This window comes from Faecalibacterium sp. An192, assembly GCF_002160175.1.
Lineage (GTDB): Bacteria > Bacillota > Clostridia > Oscillospirales > Ruminococcaceae > Faecalibacterium.
The window spans coordinates 1-17,012 of record NZ_NFKB01000058.1 but is presented as its reverse complement, the minus strand read 5'-3'; the positions used below and the strand labels follow the sequence as shown (position 1 = coordinate 17,012).

General features: G+C 59.8%; 19 protein-coding genes and 1 riboswitch. Of the genes, 9 read left to right on the top strand and 10 right to left on the bottom strand.

What is annotated here, in order from left to right; genetic code table 11:
- Positions 1 to 135 precede the first annotated feature (135 nt).
- Together B5F27_RS13845 and B5F27_RS13840 are read right to left on the bottom strand one after the other, a co-directional pair.
- Positions 136 to 579 carry a GNAT family N-acetyltransferase gene (locus B5F27_RS13845; protein ID WP_087368685.1) on the bottom strand — a complete coding sequence of 148 codons (444 nt, stop codon included), beginning with the start codon at positions 577 to 579 and terminating at the stop codon, positions 136 to 138.
- A gap of 100 nt (positions 580 to 679) precedes the next feature.
- Positions 680 to 2,305: an amidohydrolase gene (locus B5F27_RS13840; RefSeq protein WP_087368683.1), complete on the bottom strand. Its 1,626-nt coding sequence runs from the start codon at positions 2,303 to 2,305 to the stop codon at positions 680 to 682.
- A gap of 354 nt (positions 2,306 to 2,659) precedes the next feature.
- On the opposite strand from B5F27_RS13840, the gene B5F27_RS13835 reads away from it, so the two are divergent.
- From B5F27_RS13835 to B5F27_RS13825, 3 genes are all read left to right on the top strand, one after another.
- Complete coding sequence (locus B5F27_RS13835; protein WP_087368682.1) at positions 2,660 to 3,217, top strand: TetR/AcrR family transcriptional regulator; 558 nt, start codon at positions 2,660 to 2,662, stop codon at positions 3,215 to 3,217.
- A 69-nt stretch (positions 3,218 to 3,286) separates the two neighbouring features.
- Positions 3,287 to 3,742, top strand: coding sequence for a hypothetical protein (locus tag B5F27_RS13830; protein WP_087368679.1), 456 nt, complete (start codon positions 3,287 to 3,289; stop codon positions 3,740 to 3,742).
- 4 nt (positions 3,743 to 3,746) lie between these two features.
- Positions 3,747 to 4,418 carry a hypothetical protein gene (locus B5F27_RS13825; RefSeq protein WP_087368677.1) on the top strand — a complete coding sequence of 224 codons (672 nt, stop codon included), beginning with the start codon at positions 3,747 to 3,749 and terminating at the stop codon, positions 4,416 to 4,418.
- A gap of 145 nt (positions 4,419 to 4,563) precedes the next feature.
- Here B5F27_RS13825 and thiC read toward each other — a convergent pair whose 3' ends face one another.
- The 8 genes from thiC to B5F27_RS13780 form a co-directional block, all read right to left on the bottom strand.
- Positions 4,564 to 5,868 carry a phosphomethylpyrimidine synthase ThiC gene (gene thiC / locus B5F27_RS13820; RefSeq protein WP_087368675.1) on the bottom strand — a complete coding sequence of 435 codons (1,305 nt, stop codon included), beginning with the start codon at positions 5,866 to 5,868 and terminating at the stop codon, positions 4,564 to 4,566.
- Positions 5,869 to 5,902: 34 nt separating this feature from the next.
- The gene (thiD, locus tag B5F27_RS13815) at positions 5,903 to 6,715 is read right to left on the bottom strand and encodes a bifunctional hydroxymethylpyrimidine kinase/phosphomethylpyrimidine kinase (protein ID WP_087368672.1); all 813 of its coding nucleotides are present in this window, start codon (positions 6,713 to 6,715) and stop codon (positions 5,903 to 5,905) included.
- A 120-nt stretch (positions 6,716 to 6,835) separates the two neighbouring features.
- A complete protein-coding gene (gene thiE / locus B5F27_RS13810) occupies positions 6,836 to 7,480 on the bottom strand; it encodes a thiamine phosphate synthase (protein ID WP_087368670.1) in 645 nt (214 codons plus the stop codon).
- The gene (gene thiM, locus B5F27_RS13805; RefSeq protein WP_087368668.1) at positions 7,467 to 8,288 is read right to left on the bottom strand and encodes a hydroxyethylthiazole kinase; all 822 of its coding nucleotides are present in this window, start codon (positions 8,286 to 8,288) and stop codon (positions 7,467 to 7,469) included. The genes thiE and thiM overlap by 14 nt, the downstream gene beginning before the upstream one ends.
- A 15-nt stretch (positions 8,289 to 8,303) precedes the next feature.
- Entirely contained in the window at positions 8,304 to 8,828 is a 525-nt protein-coding gene (thiW, locus tag B5F27_RS13800; protein ID WP_087249284.1) for an energy coupling factor transporter S component ThiW, read from the bottom strand.
- A 264-nt stretch (positions 8,829 to 9,092) separates the two neighbouring features.
- Positions 9,093 to 9,198: riboswitch (TPP riboswitch) on the bottom strand.
- A gap of 137 nt (positions 9,199 to 9,335) precedes the next feature.
- The gene (locus tag B5F27_RS13795) at positions 9,336 to 10,067 is read right to left on the bottom strand and encodes a conjugal transfer protein (protein WP_087368666.1); all 732 of its coding nucleotides are present in this window, start codon (positions 10,065 to 10,067) and stop codon (positions 9,336 to 9,338) included.
- A 129-nt stretch (positions 10,068 to 10,196) separates the two neighbouring features.
- Positions 10,197 to 10,460 carry a CD3324 family protein gene (locus B5F27_RS13790; RefSeq protein ID WP_087368663.1) on the bottom strand — a complete coding sequence of 88 codons (264 nt, stop codon included), beginning with the start codon at positions 10,458 to 10,460 and terminating at the stop codon, positions 10,197 to 10,199.
- Positions 10,461 to 10,670: 210 nt separating this feature from the next.
- Positions 10,671 to 11,507 carry a MerR family transcriptional regulator gene (locus B5F27_RS13780; protein ID WP_087368657.1) on the bottom strand — a complete coding sequence of 279 codons (837 nt, stop codon included), beginning with the start codon at positions 11,505 to 11,507 and terminating at the stop codon, positions 10,671 to 10,673.
- A gap of 87 nt (positions 11,508 to 11,594) precedes the next feature.
- Here B5F27_RS13780 and B5F27_RS13775 point away from each other — a divergent pair, with 87 nt between their 5' ends.
- The 6 genes from B5F27_RS13775 (at position 11,595) to tnpB (ending at position 16,900) form a co-directional block, all read left to right on the top strand.
- Positions 11,595 to 12,773: a pyridoxal phosphate-dependent aminotransferase gene (locus tag B5F27_RS13775; protein WP_087368655.1), complete on the top strand. Its 1,179-nt coding sequence runs from the start codon at positions 11,595 to 11,597 to the stop codon at positions 12,771 to 12,773.
- Positions 12,774 to 12,795: 22 nt separating this feature from the next.
- Positions 12,796 to 13,866: an iron-containing alcohol dehydrogenase family protein gene (locus B5F27_RS13770; RefSeq protein ID WP_087368653.1), complete on the top strand. Its 1,071-nt coding sequence runs from the start codon at positions 12,796 to 12,798 to the stop codon at positions 13,864 to 13,866.
- A 39-nt stretch (positions 13,867 to 13,905) separates the two neighbouring features.
- Positions 13,906 to 15,252 carry a YjiH family protein gene (locus tag B5F27_RS13765; protein ID WP_087368651.1) on the top strand — a complete coding sequence of 449 codons (1,347 nt, stop codon included), beginning with the start codon at positions 13,906 to 13,908 and terminating at the stop codon, positions 15,250 to 15,252.
- Between the two features lie 326 nt (positions 15,253 to 15,578).
- Positions 15,579 to 15,944 (top strand): YjdF family protein, encoded by a 366-nt coding sequence (locus tag B5F27_RS13760; protein WP_087368649.1) that lies wholly within the window; start codon positions 15,579 to 15,581, stop codon positions 15,942 to 15,944.
- 274 nt (positions 15,945 to 16,218) lie between these two features.
- Entirely contained in the window at positions 16,219 to 16,554 is a 336-nt protein-coding gene (locus B5F27_RS13755) for a transposase (protein ID WP_087368647.1), read from the top strand.
- On the top strand, positions 16,544 to 16,900 hold the full coding sequence (tnpB, locus tag B5F27_RS13750; protein WP_087368644.1) for an IS66 family insertion sequence element accessory protein TnpB: 357 nt from the start codon (positions 16,544 to 16,546) through the stop codon (positions 16,898 to 16,900). Before B5F27_RS13755 ends, tnpB begins: the two co-directional genes overlap by 11 nt.
- Positions 16,901 to 17,012: the final 112 nt, after the last annotated feature.

The window sequence follows — 17,012 nt, the reverse complement described above, 5'->3', positions numbered from 1 at the left end:
TCCTGAATGTGGCTGTATTTTCTGGGCATAGCAAAGACCTCCTGTAGTAGTTTTATTCTACCACAGGAGGCCTTCTTTTTTCATTGTCTACTTTTACTGGAGCAGTTCAACGTGCGGAGGGCTCTTTTCTGCTGTTCAGCCACGCCGCATGATATAGCGGGTACTGCTCACATTCTGGGTGGTGCACTGGATTTGAAAGCCCATCCTTTGATAGAGGGCGATGGCACCGGTGTTCTTTTGAAAGACATACAACATAATAGGCTGGCTTGTTTCAGCGCAGCACTTTTGAATCACGGCGGTGCCTATGCCGTGACCCCGGAAGGCAGGGAACAGATACAGGTCGTCCAATTCCATGGTGTCGGAGTCCATGGGAGAAAAATGATAGTAGCCGGCCTTTTGGCCGTCCGCTAAGATGCAGGTGTATTCCTGGATCTGTTGTTCCAGCTTTTGGCGGACCCAGGCCAGAACCTTTTGGTATGGGATTTGGCTCAGGTCCTCGTACTGGTCGATCAGTTCCTTGTTAAAGGCAAAGAGGGCGTCTAGATCGGATGCGTCGGCGGGTTGGTAGGTGAGCAGCATGGGGACCTCCTGTTTATTGGACGGTGACGCTCTTCAGGCCGCAGCAGGGAAGGGGAAAGCCGGAAGGAAAACCGGCGCCCCAATAGAGCAAAAAGGTATATCAGAGGGCGTCGGCCTGGTAGACCGGCTGGCCCGCCAGATAGGTGGCCCGGATGGGGATGGTGTGCAGCTCCTGAGGAGCTGCCGCAAACGGATTATCCCCCAGAATCACAAAGTCTGCCAGATAGCCCGGGGCAATGCGGCCCTTGCAACTTTCTTCAAAGCTGGCCTTTGCACCCGCGATGGTAAAGCTGTCCAGCGCCTCCTGAACGGAAAAACACTGGTCGGGCAGGTAGGGGCCCAGATGATCCCGCAGCGTGGTGCGGGTGACGGCACACTGGATGCCGGCCATCACATCCGGCTGCTCCACCGGACAGTCGGAACCGTTGCTGACCGTCACCCCCTGGTCCATCAGGGTTTTCCAGTGATAGCTGGAAGCCGCCAGCCGGCGGCCGGCCCGGGCCTCCACGATGTGAATATCATAGTCCAGGAAAATACTCTGGGCATACACATGGAGGTTCAGACGGCGGATTCGCTCCAGCTGGTCGGGGCGGGTGATTTGGCAATGAACGATGCCGTGCCGGTGGTCGGCCCTGGGATGGGCTGTAAGGGCCTTTTCCAGGGCATCCAGCACCCAGTCCAGGCAGGCGTCCCCGATGGCGTGGGTGGCCGTTTGCAGCCCGTGGGCGTGGGCCAGCCCGATCATCTCCTCCAGGGTTTTGCGGTCGTATACGGGCAGGCCGCAGGTGGACGGATCATCCACATAGGGCTGACTCAAAAGGGCGGTACGGGCCCCAAGAGCGCCGTCTCCGATGATCTTGACCGGACCGGTCCGGAACAGGTCGTCTCCCTTGCCGGTCTGTCCGCCGGCGGCCATGAAGCCCTGCAGGTCTGCAAGGGTGGCGAAGTTGCACTGTTCGTTGACCCGCACCGTCAGCTGGCCGGCCTCTTTCAGCTCCTGATAGGCCTGATCCACCTGCTGCCAGGGGATGGCCCGGAAGACGCAGTAGTCGTCGGTCTGGCTGCTGGTGATGCCGCGGGCATTCAACTCCCGGCAGGCCAGCCGAATCATCTCTTTCAGGGATTCGATGTCGGGTGCAGGAATGGCCGCGTAGACCGGCTCCATGGCGTTGTCAAAGAAGCGGCCGTCCGGTTCGCCGTCTGCAAGGCCGATCCGGCCGCCGGCCGGCTGGGGCGTCTGGGCGGAAATCCCCAGCAGGTCCAGGGCACGGCTGTTCACCACCAGACAGTGGCCGCAGGCCCGGGTGATGCAGATGGGAACCTCGGTGGACACCTGGTCCAGGTCGTGCCGGTCGGGCATCCGGTGGACGTCGGAGAAGAAATCTTCGTTCCAGCCCCGGCCCATCAGCCAGGCGCCGTTCTGCCGTGGATGCTGCTTTAAAAAGTCTCGCAGGCAGTCCAGGAGATCAGCCAGACGGCCGGTGTGCTGGGCCAGGGGCGCCATTTGGAGGGTGTAGCCCAGCTCCAGCAGGTGCATATGGCTGTCGTTGAAGCCGCTGCACACGAACTGACCCGCCAGGTCCACCAGCCGGTCGCCGTCCTGCTGGTGTTCCAGAGCCTGGCGGCTGGTGCCGGCAAAGACAAAGCGGCCGTCCTCCTCGATGAAGGCTTCCGCCAAAGGGAGCGTGCCGGTATAAACGGCGCCGTTGTAATAAATGGTTTTCATGGTTGTATCCTCGGTGTGATGATGTATCTGCTGTGATTATAGTGAGGCCCGGGCCGAAAGTCAATCGCACAGGGTGGAACGGTCCCCGCAGATTTCACCCGCCCTTCACAAAACGGAAACCTGGGGGAAACATTGTTTTGCTATACTGCATACAATGGAGAATCGTCCACGAAAGGAGCGCAAAGCAATGAAAATCATCTTCAATGCCATTGCCGCCGCGATCGCCCTGGCGGCGGGATTTTTGGTGGTCCGGATGTACAAGGACCGCTGAAAAATCACTCTGGAAAGAAATTTCCCCTTGACAAATGGCCGTTGGGTCTGTATACTGAACGATGTTCAGATTGAGGTGATGAGATGAACACAGTGGTCACATCCAAAGAAGAAATCCTCCGCACCAGCCGGGAACTGATCCGGCAGCAGGGGATTGCGGCGCTGAATGTGCGCTCGGTGGCCGCCGCCTGCGGCGTGTCGGTGGGGTCGATCTACAACTATTTCAGCTCCAAGTCCGAGCTGGTGGGGTCTGCCGTGGAGAGCATCTGGTGCGAGATTTTCCATCAGCCGGAGGATGACGCCGTTTTTCAGGACACCCAGGCCTGTATTACCTGGATGTATGAGCGGATGGCCTATGGATATCGGGAGTACCCCGGCTTTTTCACCCTCCACTCGCTGGGTTTTATGCAGGAGGAGAAGCCGGACGGAAAGCGGAGAATGCAGCAGACCTGGCAGCACATTCTGGATGGTTTGTGCTTTGTGCTTCGGAGAGATCCCCACATTCGCCCCGATGCCTTCAACGACCATTTTACCCCCGAGATTTTTGCGGATGTCCTCTTTTCGCTGATGCTGTCGGCCCTGCTGCGGCGGGACTACGACCCCTCCGCGGTGCTGGAGATTGTCCGCAGAACCCTCTATTGAAATTCCCGCCCCGGGTGGGAATTTTTTACGGCTCAAACTGAACAATGTTCATTTGAAGGGAAGGATGGTATGAAAGTTAAGCGGGAAACCCTCCTGCTGCTGGCCTGCCTGGTGTGGAGCGCCGCAGGGGTAAATATTCTGCGGATTGGTCTGCAGTCTTACAAAGGATATGCCACCGGCTTGAATGTGCTGCTGTCGGCGGCGGTGTTCGCAGTGTTCCAAGTGGTTGTCTTTGGCCGCCTGGTGGGCAAACACACCAGACGCATCCAGGGATATGGGGAGGAGAGGCAGTTTTTCCTTAAGTTTTTTGACGCCAAGGCCTTCGCCATTATGGCGTTCATGATGGGCGGCGGCATCGGAATTCGGGTGTCGGGTCTGGCGCCCGAGCGGTTCATCGCGGTGTTCTATTCGGGGCTGGGGGCGTCGCTGCTCCTGGCCGGGCTCTTGTTTGGACGCAACTACGGCCGGGCTATATTGGACCGGGCCGCGGTGCAAAATAGATCTGCAACAACAAAAGGAGAATGAGTTTATGCAGGCAATCATGGAAACGCTTTTTGACGTGGTCTATCTGACCACTGTCATCACGGTAGGTATTTTGATGATACGGGGCTGCAAGGGCAATGCCCAGTTCCGGCTGTTCGGCTGGATGGCCGTGGTGCTGGGGGCAGGGGACTCCTTCCATCTGGTGCCCCGGGCGGTGGCCCTCTGCACCACCGGCCTGGAGAATTACACCGTCCCCCTGGGCCTGGGCAAAGCCATCACCTCGGTGACCATGACGGTGTTTTACGTCTTGCTCTACTACGTCTGGCGCAAGCGCTACCAGGTCACCGGCCGCAGGGAACTGACGGCCGCTGTGTACCTGCTGGCCGGGGTGCGGGTGCTGCTCTGTCTGATGCCCCAGAACCAGTGGCTGAGCGCCAACGCTCCTCTGTCCTGGGGGATCTACCGCAACATCCCCTTTGCGCTGCTGGGCCTGCTGGTGATTGTTCTGTTCTATCAGAGCGCCAAGAGCCATCAGGACCGGGCCTTCCGCTGGGTGTGGCTGACCATCGTTCTGAGCTTCGGGTTCTATATCCCGGTGGTTCTGTGGGCCGATACGGTGCCTCTGGTGGGCATGCTGATGATCCCCAAGACCTGCGCCTATGTCTGGACCATTTTCATCGGCTATTTCGCCATGCGGCGGGAGAATTCGGCAGCCTGAAGCGCCAAATGGGGTCAAAATAAGCTGTAAAGATATTATACTTTGCAGAAAAACACATCATACTGTCGATTAAAAATGAAAAAGACGCATCTTTCACGCCCGGTGGGCCAAAGATGCGTCCTTTTGCTTTGTCGGAGGGAAGGGCTCAGAGAATGTCGATGTATTCGCCGTTCAGGGCCTTGTTCATGCTGCGCACCGCGCAGAATTTGCCGCACATAGAGCAGCTGTCCTCCTGCTCGGGGGCGCGGTCGGCACGGATCTGCTTGGCAGTCTCCGGGTCGATGGAGCACTCCCACTGCTTCTCCCAGTCAAAGGTCCGGCGTGCGTCGGCCATGGCGTCGTCCAGGTCCCGGGCATGGGGGACCTTCTTGGCGATGTCGGCGGCGTGGGCCGCAATGCGGGAGGCGATGATGCCCTGCTTGACGTCCTCCACGTTGGGGAGGGCCAGGTGCTCGGCGGGGGTGACATAGCACAGGAAAGCCGCCCCGGCGGATGCGGCAATGGCGCCGCCGATGGCCGCGGTGATGTGGTCGTAGCCGGGGGCGATGTCGGTGACGATGGGGCCCAGAACGTAGAAGGGAGCGCCCATGCAGAGGGTCTGCTGCATCTTCATGTTGGCCTCGATCTGGTCCATGGGCATGTGGCCGGGGCCCTCCACCATCACCTGGACGTCCTTGGCCCAGGCGCGCTTGGTCAGCTCGCCCAGCCGAACCAGCTCCTCAATCTGGCACACGTCGCTGCCGTCGGCCAGACAGCCGGGACGGCAGGCATCGCCCAGAGAGATGGTGACGTCGTACTCCCGGCAGATGTCCAGGATCTCGTCGAAGTACTCGTAGAAGGGGTTCTCCTGGCCGGTCATGCTCATCCAGGCAAAGACCAGGGACCCGCCCCGGGAGACAATGTTCATCTTCCGCTTGTGCTTCTTGATCTGCTCGATGGTCTTGCGGGTGATGCCGCAGTGGAGGGTGACAAAGTCCACGCCGTCCTGTGCATGGAGCCGGACCACGTCGATGAAGTCCTTGGCGGTCAGGGTGGCCAGATCGCGCTGGTAGTGGATGACGCTGTCGTACACCGGAACGGTGCCGATCATGGCGGGGCACTCGCTGGTGAGCTTCCGGCGGAAGGGCTGGGTGTTGCCGTGGGAGGACAGGTCCATGATGGCCTCCGCGCCCATGTGAACGGCGGTCATCACTTTCTGCATTTCCACGTCGTAGTCCTTGCAGTCCCGGGAGACGCCCAGGTTGACGTTGATCTTGGTGCGCAGCATCGAGCCCACGCCGTTGGGGTCGATGCAGGTGTGAAGCTTGTTAGCGCAGATGACCACCTGGCCCTTGGCGACCAGATCCCGGATTTCCTCCTCGGTGCGGTATTCCTTGGAGGCGACGGCTTTCATTTCAGGGGTGATGATGCCGCGCCGGGCGGCGTCCATCTGGGTGGTGTAATTTCTCATTGGGTTGCCTTCCTTTCAGACATTCAGAGTGTTCTTATTCCATGCTTTCTGCAAACGTTCCCCGCAGGTCAAATCCGTGGTGCAGCGGGCCGCTGCCCTTGCCCAGATCCAGCATGGCGGCCAGCGCGCCGGACAGGTAATCCTTGGCCCGGCGGATGGAATCCTCCAGGGAATAGCCCTTGGCCAGGTTGGAGGCGATGGCAGAGGAGAGGGTGCAGCCGGTGCCGTGGGTGTTGGGGTTGGCGATGCGCTTGCCCTGGAACCAGACCGCCCCGCTGCCGCTGTACAGCAGGTCGTTGGCGTCGTTGATGCTGTGGCCGCCCTTCACCAGGACGGCGCAGCCAAAGGCCTCATGCAGGGCTTTGCCGGCCTGCTCCATCCCGGCCTCATCCCGGATGGACAGGCCCGACAGGGCCTCCGCCTCGGGGATGTTGGGGGTGATGACGGTGGCCATGGGCAGCAGAAGCTTCTTGAGGGTGGCGACGGCATCGTTTTCCATCAGGGCCGAACCGCTGGTGGCCACCATCACCGGGTCCACCACCAGGTTCTGGGCCTGGTAATGGCTCAGCCGCTGGGCGATCACCTGGATCAGGGCCGCAGAGGATACCATCCCGATCTTGACGGCGTCCGGCCGGATGTCGTCAAAGACCATGTCGATCTGCTGCTGCAAAAACGCCGGCGTCACCTCCGAGATCCCCGTCACACCGGTGGTGTTCTGGGCGGTCAGGGCGGTGATGGCGCTCATCCCATAGACTCCGTTCATGGTCATGGTTTTGAGATCAGCCTGAATGCCGGCGCCTCCGCTGCAGTCGCTGCCTGCAATGGTCAATGCTGTCTTGAGTTTCATGATGTGGTTCTCCTTTCGGGTTCAGCATTGTTTTCTAAAGCGGCAAAAGGTGGTGCCCCCAATGTGCCGCTGTGAATCCCCCGGCGGGGCCGGGAGCGATTCGTCCAAATGGGTCGGGCCTTATTGCCCGGTCACCATCCGGCGGGACAACTCCACCAGACGGGCGGTGGCCTGACCGGGGTCAGGTGCGCCGAAGATGGCCGAGACCACCGCGACGCCGTCCACCCCGCTGCCGCTCAGCTGCAGGATGTTGGCAGGGGAGATGCCGCCGATGGCCACGGTGGGCACATCCACCGCGTCGCAAATGGCCTTGAGGGTGTCAAAGGACATGGCCCCGGCGTCGGTCTTGGTGGAGGTGGAGAAAACCGCCCCCAGGCCCAGGTAGTCGGCTCCGTTGCGGACGGCTTCCAGCGCTTCCTCCACCGTGTGGGCCGACACACCGATCATCATGTCGTCACCCACCCGCTTGCGGACGTCCGAGGCGGCCATGTCATCCTGGCCCACGTGGACGCCGTCGGCGTGGCAGGCGATGGCAATATCCACGTTGTCGTTGACGATGAAGGGGACGTGATAGCGGTGGCACAGGTCGGCCATCTCCCGGGCCTCCTGCAGAAAGGCGGCCTCGTCCAGGTCCTTTTCCCGCAGCTGGATGCAGGTGGCGCCGTTTTGGAGGGCGGCCTCCACCTGTTGGGCCAGGGTCATTTGTCCGACCCAGGCCCGGTCGGTCACCGCGTAGACCAGCATGGTGTGTTTATCGCATTTCATAGCGTGCTCCTTGTTCCAGTGCTTCCGGCGTCAGGTTGTACATGGCGTCGATGATGTAGGTTCGATAGCTGGCGTTGCCGTCCAGCGGGGACAGACGGGCGTGGGCGATTTCGCCGCACAGGCCCATGGCGCAGACAGCCGCCGCTGCGGCTGTCAGGGGATCGTCGGGGTTGGCGGCCAGATAGGCCGCTGTCACGGCGGACAGCTGACAGCCGGTGCCGGTGACCCGGCTCATGTCGGGGTGTCCGTTGTAGATGCAGAAAACACGGTCGGGGTCGGCCACCAGGTCGATGGCCCCGGTGATGGCCAGAACGGCGCCACACCGGGCCGAAAATTCCCGGGCAAAGGCGGCCATCTGGTCCAGATTCTCCGGGGTAACCCGGTCGGCCAGATCGGCGTCCACCCCTTTGGTGCTGCCGCTGCCCAGAGCCAGGGTTTTGATCTCGGAGATATTGCCCCGGACCACCGTGGGCCTGACCTCCTCCAGCAGCCGGAGGGCGGTGGAGGTCCGCAGAGCGGACGCGCCGGCTCCCACCGGGTCCAGTACCACCGGATGGCCCAGCTCCTTGGCCCGCCGCCCGGCGGCCAGCATGGCGGGAATGGTGCGCTGGTTGAGGGTGCCGATGTTGAGGTTTAACCCGCTGCACAGGGCCGTGATTTCCTCTGCTTCGCCGATATCATCGGCCATGATGGGGCTGCCGCCGCAGGCCAGCAGAATGTTGGCGCAGTCGTTGACGGTGACGTAGTTGGTGATGTTGTGGATCAGGGGCGTTTTGGCCCGCACATTGGCTGCGATTTCCTGAAACATGAAGGTTTCCTCCTGTTATGCTTTGCCCCGCAGGGTGGCCTGTACCTGCGCCCAGACGCCGGTATCCCGCAGCGCATAGAGGATGATGCCCGAGAGGATGGCGCCGCCGGCGGTGGACACCAGGAAGGGGATGATGTAGGCATAGAAGGCGATGCTGCCGGCGCTCTGGCCCATCAGCAGGATGGCCACCGGATAGGCGCACAGGCCGCCCAGAACGGCGGTGCCGAACACTTCAGCCAGCAGGGTGGGCAGCAGGGCCTTGGTTTTCCAGTAGACCAGGCCGCACAGCAGCGCGCCGATCATGCTGCCGGGGAAGGCCATCAGGCTGCCCAGGCCCAGCAGATTCCGCAGAAGGCTGGCGACAAAGGCCACCGCAATGCCATACTGGGGCCCCAGGAGCACGGCGCAGAGAATGTTCACCATGTGCTGGACGGGGGCGCATTTGCTGCCGAATACCGGGAAAGAAAACAGGCTGCCCACCACGGCGACGGCGCACAGGATGCTGGCGACAGTGAGCTTGTGAACGTTGGTCTTTTTCATAATAGATCCTCCTCTGAGATGCAATGTGAGAAACGGCGGTTCCAGCGACGTTTCCCATGGGTGAAATGGGTAAACTTTGCCCATAAAAGGTCGGTCGAAGCTTGCTGGCTTCCTCTCACGCCGGAACACGGCTTCCCATCGCTGTACTACAAGACCCAAGGCGCTCCCCTTGGTCCGCCGCGGCCGGGCCGCGGATTCCGTCTCTCTCAGCCTCCTCCCGGAAGAAAATAAAAAAATCGGAGACGCCTGACTTGGCATCTCCGAAAAAGAAAGCGTTGTTTTCCCTACGTTGGCATTATCCAAATCAGGTTTACGGGTCGAAGGTCACACCTTCCTCTCAGCCTGTTTACAAGCTCCCCAGTATGTGGTTTTTGGACAGGGAAACGCGCTTTTTTGTCTGCGGCTTGATAAAAATAAACGCAGGCAGGATGCTTTTTGCGCCAAAGATGGGCGCGGCCCTTGTCGGGTTACAGTATAGCGCGAATCGCGCCCCTTGTCAATACAATGTCAAACGGTGCGGGAAGAGGGGAGGCCCGGTCCGTCCGGGAACCGGTAAACCTGTATCCGATCGAAGCGGTTGTTTTCGGTGTAATAGACTGCCTGTTCCCGGACCGAATAGACAAAGGAAACCCGTGTGGCCCAGATGCCCTCCTGATGGACCTCCTCCAGCAGGGCCAGGCCGTCCCGAACCGAAAAGCCGGCGCTGCTGCCCTTCAGCAGCTGTTCGGCCCGCTGATAGCGGTCGTCCCCCGGCAACGCGAAGGGAGCGGTGCTTGCCGGATCCAGCAGGGAAGCGTTGGCCATCAGGGAATAGGGGGCGTATTCTGCCCGCCAGCCGATGCCCGGCTCAACAATCAATACCCGCCCCTGGCGGTCGGACAGCATGGCCTGCATGGTGGCGTCGGGAGCGTAGACAATCCGGTGGGTCTGGACCAGGGCCAGAGCTTGGTCAAAGGTGATTTCCGCCCGGATGAACCGCTCGGTCAGGTCGGCGATGGTCAGACAGTCGGGCCCTTCCCGGTAGGCCCCGGCAGGGTTGCCGTGGACGTATAGAAGGGTGCCCGCATTGCCGTTCCGGTGAACGCCGTGGTAGGAGTGGCGGACTCCGTCGGGGCGAAGAATGCCGATGAAAAAGCGGTCATTTTCCAGGACCACCTGGTGGTCCCAGACGGCCAGATCAATTTCGAAGTTGAAGCCGGTGATGATGTCATCCCCGCGGTGAAGAAAACGTGTGCACATAGATGGTGTCCTCCGGTTGTTTGGATGGTCTCAGGATACCGCAAAGAGCGGGGAATTTTCATCCACCGGATGATGCAGAACCGTTTTGTGCACACGAAAAGGGGCCGCTGCGCAGCGGCCCCCGGAAGATTATTTGTGATAGATGATTTTGCGGATGGCGGAGAGCGACAGACTGTAGCGGTCTGCCAGCTGCTCCATGGATGTGCCTTCCCGATAGGCCCGGCGGATCTGCCGGTTACGGCGTTCCAGCTCCTGGCGGTAGCCGGACACCTCACCCCAGCGCTTGGGCTGGGCGGCATCGGCGGGAATGTACAGATAGCCGCCCTGAATGTACCGCTGCAGCTCCCGGACAAGGGATTCGGGAAGGAGGTTTTTGGCGTTGACGTATTTCATATGCGGGCTTTCCTCCTTGCAGATGCATCAGGCAGCAAAGCCAGCAAAAGTTCACTGCGACAGCCGTTACTCCATGCAAAGGTCGCAGCACACTGGCTTTGCATGGAGCCCGTCTTGGTTGAGTTTGGTCATACCATCCCTTCTTTCCTGAATGACCGGGTGAAGCGGGGCAGACTTCAAGGAATGCCCCGCGGGAAAACGTGAAAAGTCTTACCGGAACACCTGCACCGAAATCCGGGTCAGATAGCCGGAAGGGTCCGCCATGGACACCTCATCCAGCACCGCTTCCTTGTAGCAGAAGGCCCCGGGGCGAAGGTGATTTTGGGCCAGATATTCCTGCAGCAGCCGGAACGCCGGGGCGGCGTTGTAGTAATCCCCGGCCAGATAGGTCACGGCATATTCGCCCGCCGGCTTCTGGTGACAGGGATGCCCTTTGGGCTCGTCCACTACCTTGGTGAAAAAGTGGGAGTAGCACCCCCACTGCTCCCGGGCCAGGAACTCGGTGGAAACCATGGCCCCGTAGGGATGGCCGGCGTTCAGCCGGTGGCGGCTGCAGTAGCCGATGTGGCTGCACAGGGCGGCAAAAACCTGGTCGTGGTCGTCGGTGTTGATGGGCGGGCTGACGACCAGATACTCGGCGGGCAGCTGTTCCAGCCCCACACTGCCGATGTGGGCGGTGACCTGGGGCTGACGGCTCAGGTCCACCAGCCCCAGCTTGTTGTCGATGACCTGCTCAATCCGGCGGAGCTTTTCCAGCTCCTGCTGGACCTTCAGTTTCTGCTGGCCCAGCAGCTGCTGCAGGGCCTCGGGGCTGCGGTGGTCGATGTAGCTGCGGATCTCCTTGAGAGGCATCCCGATTTCCTGCAAACACCGGATGGTGAAAAACAGGTCGCACTGGTTTTCGCTGTAGTAGCGGTAGCCGTTTTCGTCGGTGAACGCGGGCCGAAACAGCCCGATTTCGTCGTAATAGAGCAGGGTCCGCTTGTTGGTATTGCATAAACGGGCGAACTCGCCTGTATTTATACATGGATTTGGATTTTTCTGCATAAATATACAACTTTCCTCTTGACTGTAACGTTACGTTACACCCTATTATAATGACATCGTGTCGAAAGATCAAGGAGGAAGACCACTATGCCTAAACTGAGTGACCGCGTCGGGACTTTTACGGATTCCGTCATCCGCCGTATGACCCGAATCAGCGATGAATATGGAGCCATCAACCTTTCCCAGGGATTTCCGGATTTTGATCCCCCGAAGGAAATTCTGGACACTCTGGCCAAGGTGGCCTATGAGGGCCCCCATCAGTATTCGGTGACCTATGGCGCCGAGAATTTCCGCGAGGCCCTGGCCAAAAAGCAGGGCCGTGCCATTGGCCGGACCATCGACCCGGACAAGGAAATCGTGGTGACCTGCGGCGGCACCGAGTCCATGATGTGCGCCGTCATGACCATCTGCAACCCCGGCGACAAGATCATCGTCTTTTCGCCCTTCTACGAGAACTACGGCGCCGACGCCATCCTGTCGGGCGCAGAGCCCATTTATGTGCCTCTGGTGCCGCCGGAGTACAACTTTGACTTGTCCCTGATCGAGGACGGCTTCCGCCAGGGTGCCAAGGGCATCATCGTCTGCAACCCCTCCAACCCCTGCGGCAAGGTGTTCACCCGGGAGGAGCTGATGGGCATTGGCCAGCTGGCTCTGCAGTACGACGCCTTTGTCATCACCGACGAGGTGTATGAGCACATGGTCTACGCCCCCAACCACCATGTCTGCATGGCATCGCTGCCGGGGATGTATGAGCACACCATCACCTGCAATTCTCTGTCCAAGACCTATTCCATCACCGGCTGGCGCCTGGGCTACCTGATCGGACCCGAAGAAGTGGTGGAGGGCGCCAAGAAGGTCCATGACTTCCTGACGGTGGGGGCTCCTGCACCCCTGCAGGAGGCAGCCGTGGTGGGCCTGAACTTTCCCCAGTCCTATTACGATGGCCTGCTGGACCTCTACACCCGCAAGCGCAGCCGCTTCCTGGACGGGCTGGACAAAATCGGCCTCAAGCACAATATCCCCGAGGGAACCTATTTCGTGATGGTGGACATTCAGGACTTTTTGAATCTGCCCCAGTTCGCCGGATACAGTGACCTGGAATTCTGCGAGTGGATGATCCGGGAGATCGGCGTGGCGGCGGTGCCGGGTTCCAGTTTCTTCCGTGAGCCGGTCAACAACCTGATCCGCCTGCACTTTGCCCGCTCGGAGGAGACCATCGACGAGGCCATCCGCCGCCTGAGCCGGATGGCGGAGCTGCTCAAGTAAACGGCAGGGAAGGGGAGGACCTATGTCTGCAACAACCTATTTTGCAAATTATACCATCGGCCCCGACGCCTACGACGCCGTGCCCCAGGTGTGCAAGCTGTACGGCTGCCGCGCCCTGCTGATCGGCGGACCCAAGGCCATGGAGGCGGCGGCCCCTGCTCTGCGGCAGGCCCTGGAGGGCAGCGGTCTGGAAATCGTGGCCCAGGAGGTCTTTGGAACCGACTGCACCGTCAGCCGGATGGAAGCGCTGGCCGCTCTGGCCAAGGAACGGGGCGCGGAAATGGTCTTTGGCATGGGCGGCGGAAAGGCGCTGGACACCGCCAAAGGCGCCGCCTGGCGGGCCGGACTGCCGGTGTTCACGTTCCCCACCATCGCGGCCACCTGCGCCGGCACCACCGCCCTGTCGGTGGTGTACCGGGAGGACGGCAGCTTTGACCACTTCGATTACTTTGACCGTCCGGCCATCCACTGCTTTATTCATACCGGCGTCATCGCGGCGGCGCCCGCCTGCTATCTGCGGGCCGGCATGGGGGATACCCTGGGCAAATATTATGAGTGCCAGTTCTCCTCCCGGGGCGAGTCTCTGCCCCACAGCTCGGCCCTGGCCCGGTCCATCAGCGGAATGTGCTGTTTCCCGCTGCTGGAACACGGCGCGGCCGCCATGGCCGACTGCCAGGCCAACCGGGTCACCCCGGCGCTGGAGGAGGCAGTCCTGGCCAATGTGGTGAGCACCGGCCTGGTGTCCCTGCTGGTGGATGAAAACTACAACGGCGCGGTGGCTCACTCGGTGTATTACGGCCTGGTGCTGCTGCCCGGCTTCGAGGAGGCTTATCTCCACGGGGACGTGGTGGCTTACGGCGTGCTGGTGCAGCTGGCTCTGGACGGTCAGACCGATGAGCTGAAGAAGATCCGCCGGTTTATGGACGATCTGGGCATTCCCGCCACCCTGGGCCAGATGAATGTTCCTCTGGACCGCAGCGTGCTGGAACCGGTGCTGACCGAGGCCGTTCACAGCCCCGACATGGAGCACATCCCGTACCCCGTCACCGAAGATATGCTGTTTGAGGCCATGCAGCGGGTGGAAGCGCTGTAACCCCGGCGTCTGGATTGATTTGTGAGGAGTGAGAAAGTTATGACCAAATCCACTGCCGTCAATCCCAAAAACCTGCTCAAGTTTATTCTTGGGTCGGCGTTTGGCGTATTGATGTTTCTGGTGCCGATTCCCCAGGGAGATTCCTTCACCACACTGCTGGACTTCCTCAAGACCGGACTGAAAAACCTGATGGGCGTCAGCATGAACTACATCATTGTGGGCATCCTGGTGGTGTCGGCGGTGATGGGCGTGATCGACATGGTGTTCAAGCCCGATTTCATCCGCAAAAACACCTACCTGAGCAAGGCGTTCCACACCACCCCCTTCTATCTGGGGTCCAAAATTCTGGGCGCCATCTTTGCCTGCATGATTGTCTTTGGCTTTGGCCCTGAGGCGGTGACCTCGGCGGACACCGGCGTCACCATGCTGGACCTGTGCAACACCCTGCTGTGCATTGTGGCGTCCTTCAGCTTCATTCTGCCGTTTTTGACCGACTGCGGTATCATGGAGTTTCTGGGCGTCCTGCTGCGGCCGGTGGTGCGGCCCCTGTTCCATGTGCCGGGCCGCGCTTCGGTGGACCTGATTGCCTCCTGGTTCGGCGCGTCCAACGCCGCCGTCATCCTGACCCGTGAGCAGTACATGAAGGGCTTCTACACCAAGCGGGAGGCCGGTTACATCATGACCAACTTCTCGCTGGTGTCCATTCCGTTCTGCCTGATGATCGCCAACACGGTGAACGTCAGCCACCTGTTCCCGTCCTTCTATCTGTGCATCTGCCTGGTGGGCATCATTCTGGCGGTCATCGGCATCCGTATCCCGCCCATCAGCACCATTCCCGACACCTATCAGGAGAAGACCGGCAAGCAGATCAACGAGGACCTGCCTGAAAACACCAAGCTGCTGCCCTATGCGCTGGAGATGAGCTGCCAGCGGGCTGAGAAGTTCACTCTGAGCAAAATTCTCTCCAGCGGCATGGAAGTCGTGGTGGGCATGTTCTTTGACCTGGTGCCGGTAGTCATGGCCTGGGGCATGGTGGCCCTGATGATCGCCACCTACACCCCGGTGTTCCAGTGGATTTCCTATCCCATCGGGCTGTATCTGCAGCTGTTCGGGGTAGAGGAGGCCTTTGCAGTGGCCCCGGCGGCCCTCATCGGCTTCACCGATATGTTCATCCCCGCCCTGCTGATCACCGGTGTGGAATCGGTCAAGACCCGCTTCATCATCGGCGTGCTGTCCCTGGTGCAGATCATCTACATGACCGAGGTGGGCGCCATCATCATCAAGAGCGAGATCCCCCTCAACTTCTGGAAGCTGCTCATCATCTTCCTGGAGCGCACCCTCATCGCCATTCCGCTGATTGTCCTGTTTGCCAACCTGTTCCTGTAACAGAAAATGCATTCACGCGAAACCGCTCCCGCCTGCCGGGGGCGGTTTTCTATTGGAAAAGAGCGGTGTTGTGAAACGACACCGGCTCTGCTATAATAACTCCAGGAAGCTCTGCCCCGGGCCAAAGCACAGACGAAAAGGAGGCGTTTGCCGCCCGGGACAGGGGAGAGACAACATACAACGCAAAGATAAAAACGCAACGTGCGGCCCCGCCGCACCAGAGCCGGTAGGTAGCCCGGCCGTCCCGCCCGGTGGGCGGGGTAAGTAACCTGCCCCTCCGGGTTGTCCGTTCTTTGTTCATCGCAATCGTTTCAGGAGGGATTGTCATGAGCACAGGAACCAGCAGACTGACGGTGTACTTTGAGGAACCGTTCTGGGTGGGCGTCTTTGAGCGCCTGGAGGACGGCAGATTGTCGGCGGCCAAGGTGACCTTTGGGGCAGAACCCCGGGACGGGGAAATCTATGAGCTGATTCTCCGGCAGTACCATGCCTTAACCTTTGGGCCGGCGGTGCCGGCAGCGGAGAAAGCCGCTTCCAGAAACCCCAAGCGGGTGCAGCGGGAGGTCAAACGGCAGCTGCAGGACCGCGGCGTGGGCACAAAGTCCCAGCAGGCCCTGAAATTGCAGCAGGAGCAGAACAAACAGCTCCGGCAGACCCGGCAGCGCGCCCAAAAAGAGGCGGAGGCAGAGTGAACCGGTCCAAATTGTGTGGACAGTACAAAAAAGCCCCAAGTGTAGGAGATTAGGATTCAGCAGGAGTGGCGGAGCGTTAGCGGAGCCACTCCTGCTTTCGTTTGGATTCGCTCGTGGTTATAAAACTGGATGTATCGTAAGCGCCTCACGAAGCGGCGTACTTGCTAAACCCAGTCTCACAGTGAGAGAATTATTCCATGTAGTGGGCGTGTATTTTTGAGACCACTCTTAAAAATACACGGCCTCGGTGAGAAACCCCGCAGAGGAGGCAACCATGGAAAAGAGAGCAATGGCAGTTCGGGAAGAACAATGGATTCAAACCATCGCCGCTGCAAAACAGAGCGGCCAGCCCATCAAAGTCTGGTGTGCAGAACATGGCGTTCCTTTGTCCAGCTTTTACAAGTGGCAGCGGAAAATGAGAGATAGCCTGCTGACCAAAGAAAAGGCTGAAATTCAATTTCAGGAGCTGGAAGTACCGCAGAATATATGTGGTCCTGCAACTTCAGATCGAATCCTCTTACATATCCAGGATATCCTGGTAGAGCTTCCAGCAGGCGCAAGCGCAGAACAGATCAGCGCAGTCGTTCGAGGAATCCGACATGCTGGGTGACATCAGCCGGGTAGATCATATCTATCTGGCCTGTGGATATACCGACCTACGGCGCGGGATAGACGGATTGGCGCAGATCGTGCAGCAGCAGTTTGAGCTGGACCCGTTTTCCAACAGCCTGTTTTTGTTTTGCGGCAAACGGCGGGATCGAATCAAGGCCCTGCTGTGGGAGGGGGATGGCTTTGTTCTGCTGTATAAGCGAATGGAAAATGGCGGAGGTTTTCAATGGCCCCGCAGCTGTGCCGAGATGCGAAGTCTGAGCTGGCAGGAATTCCGGTGGCTGACCGAAGGCCTTTCCATTGACCAGCCTAAAGCAAACAAGAGGATGGAACGTTGCGTTTTGTGAGGTAAAGTTTTCCACAAAAAATCAGGCCGTTTTTGCAGCAGACCTCATAGAATTTTTGCAGGAAGTTCTCTACACAGACAGCTCGCGCTGCGAGCTGTTTTGCTGTATAATG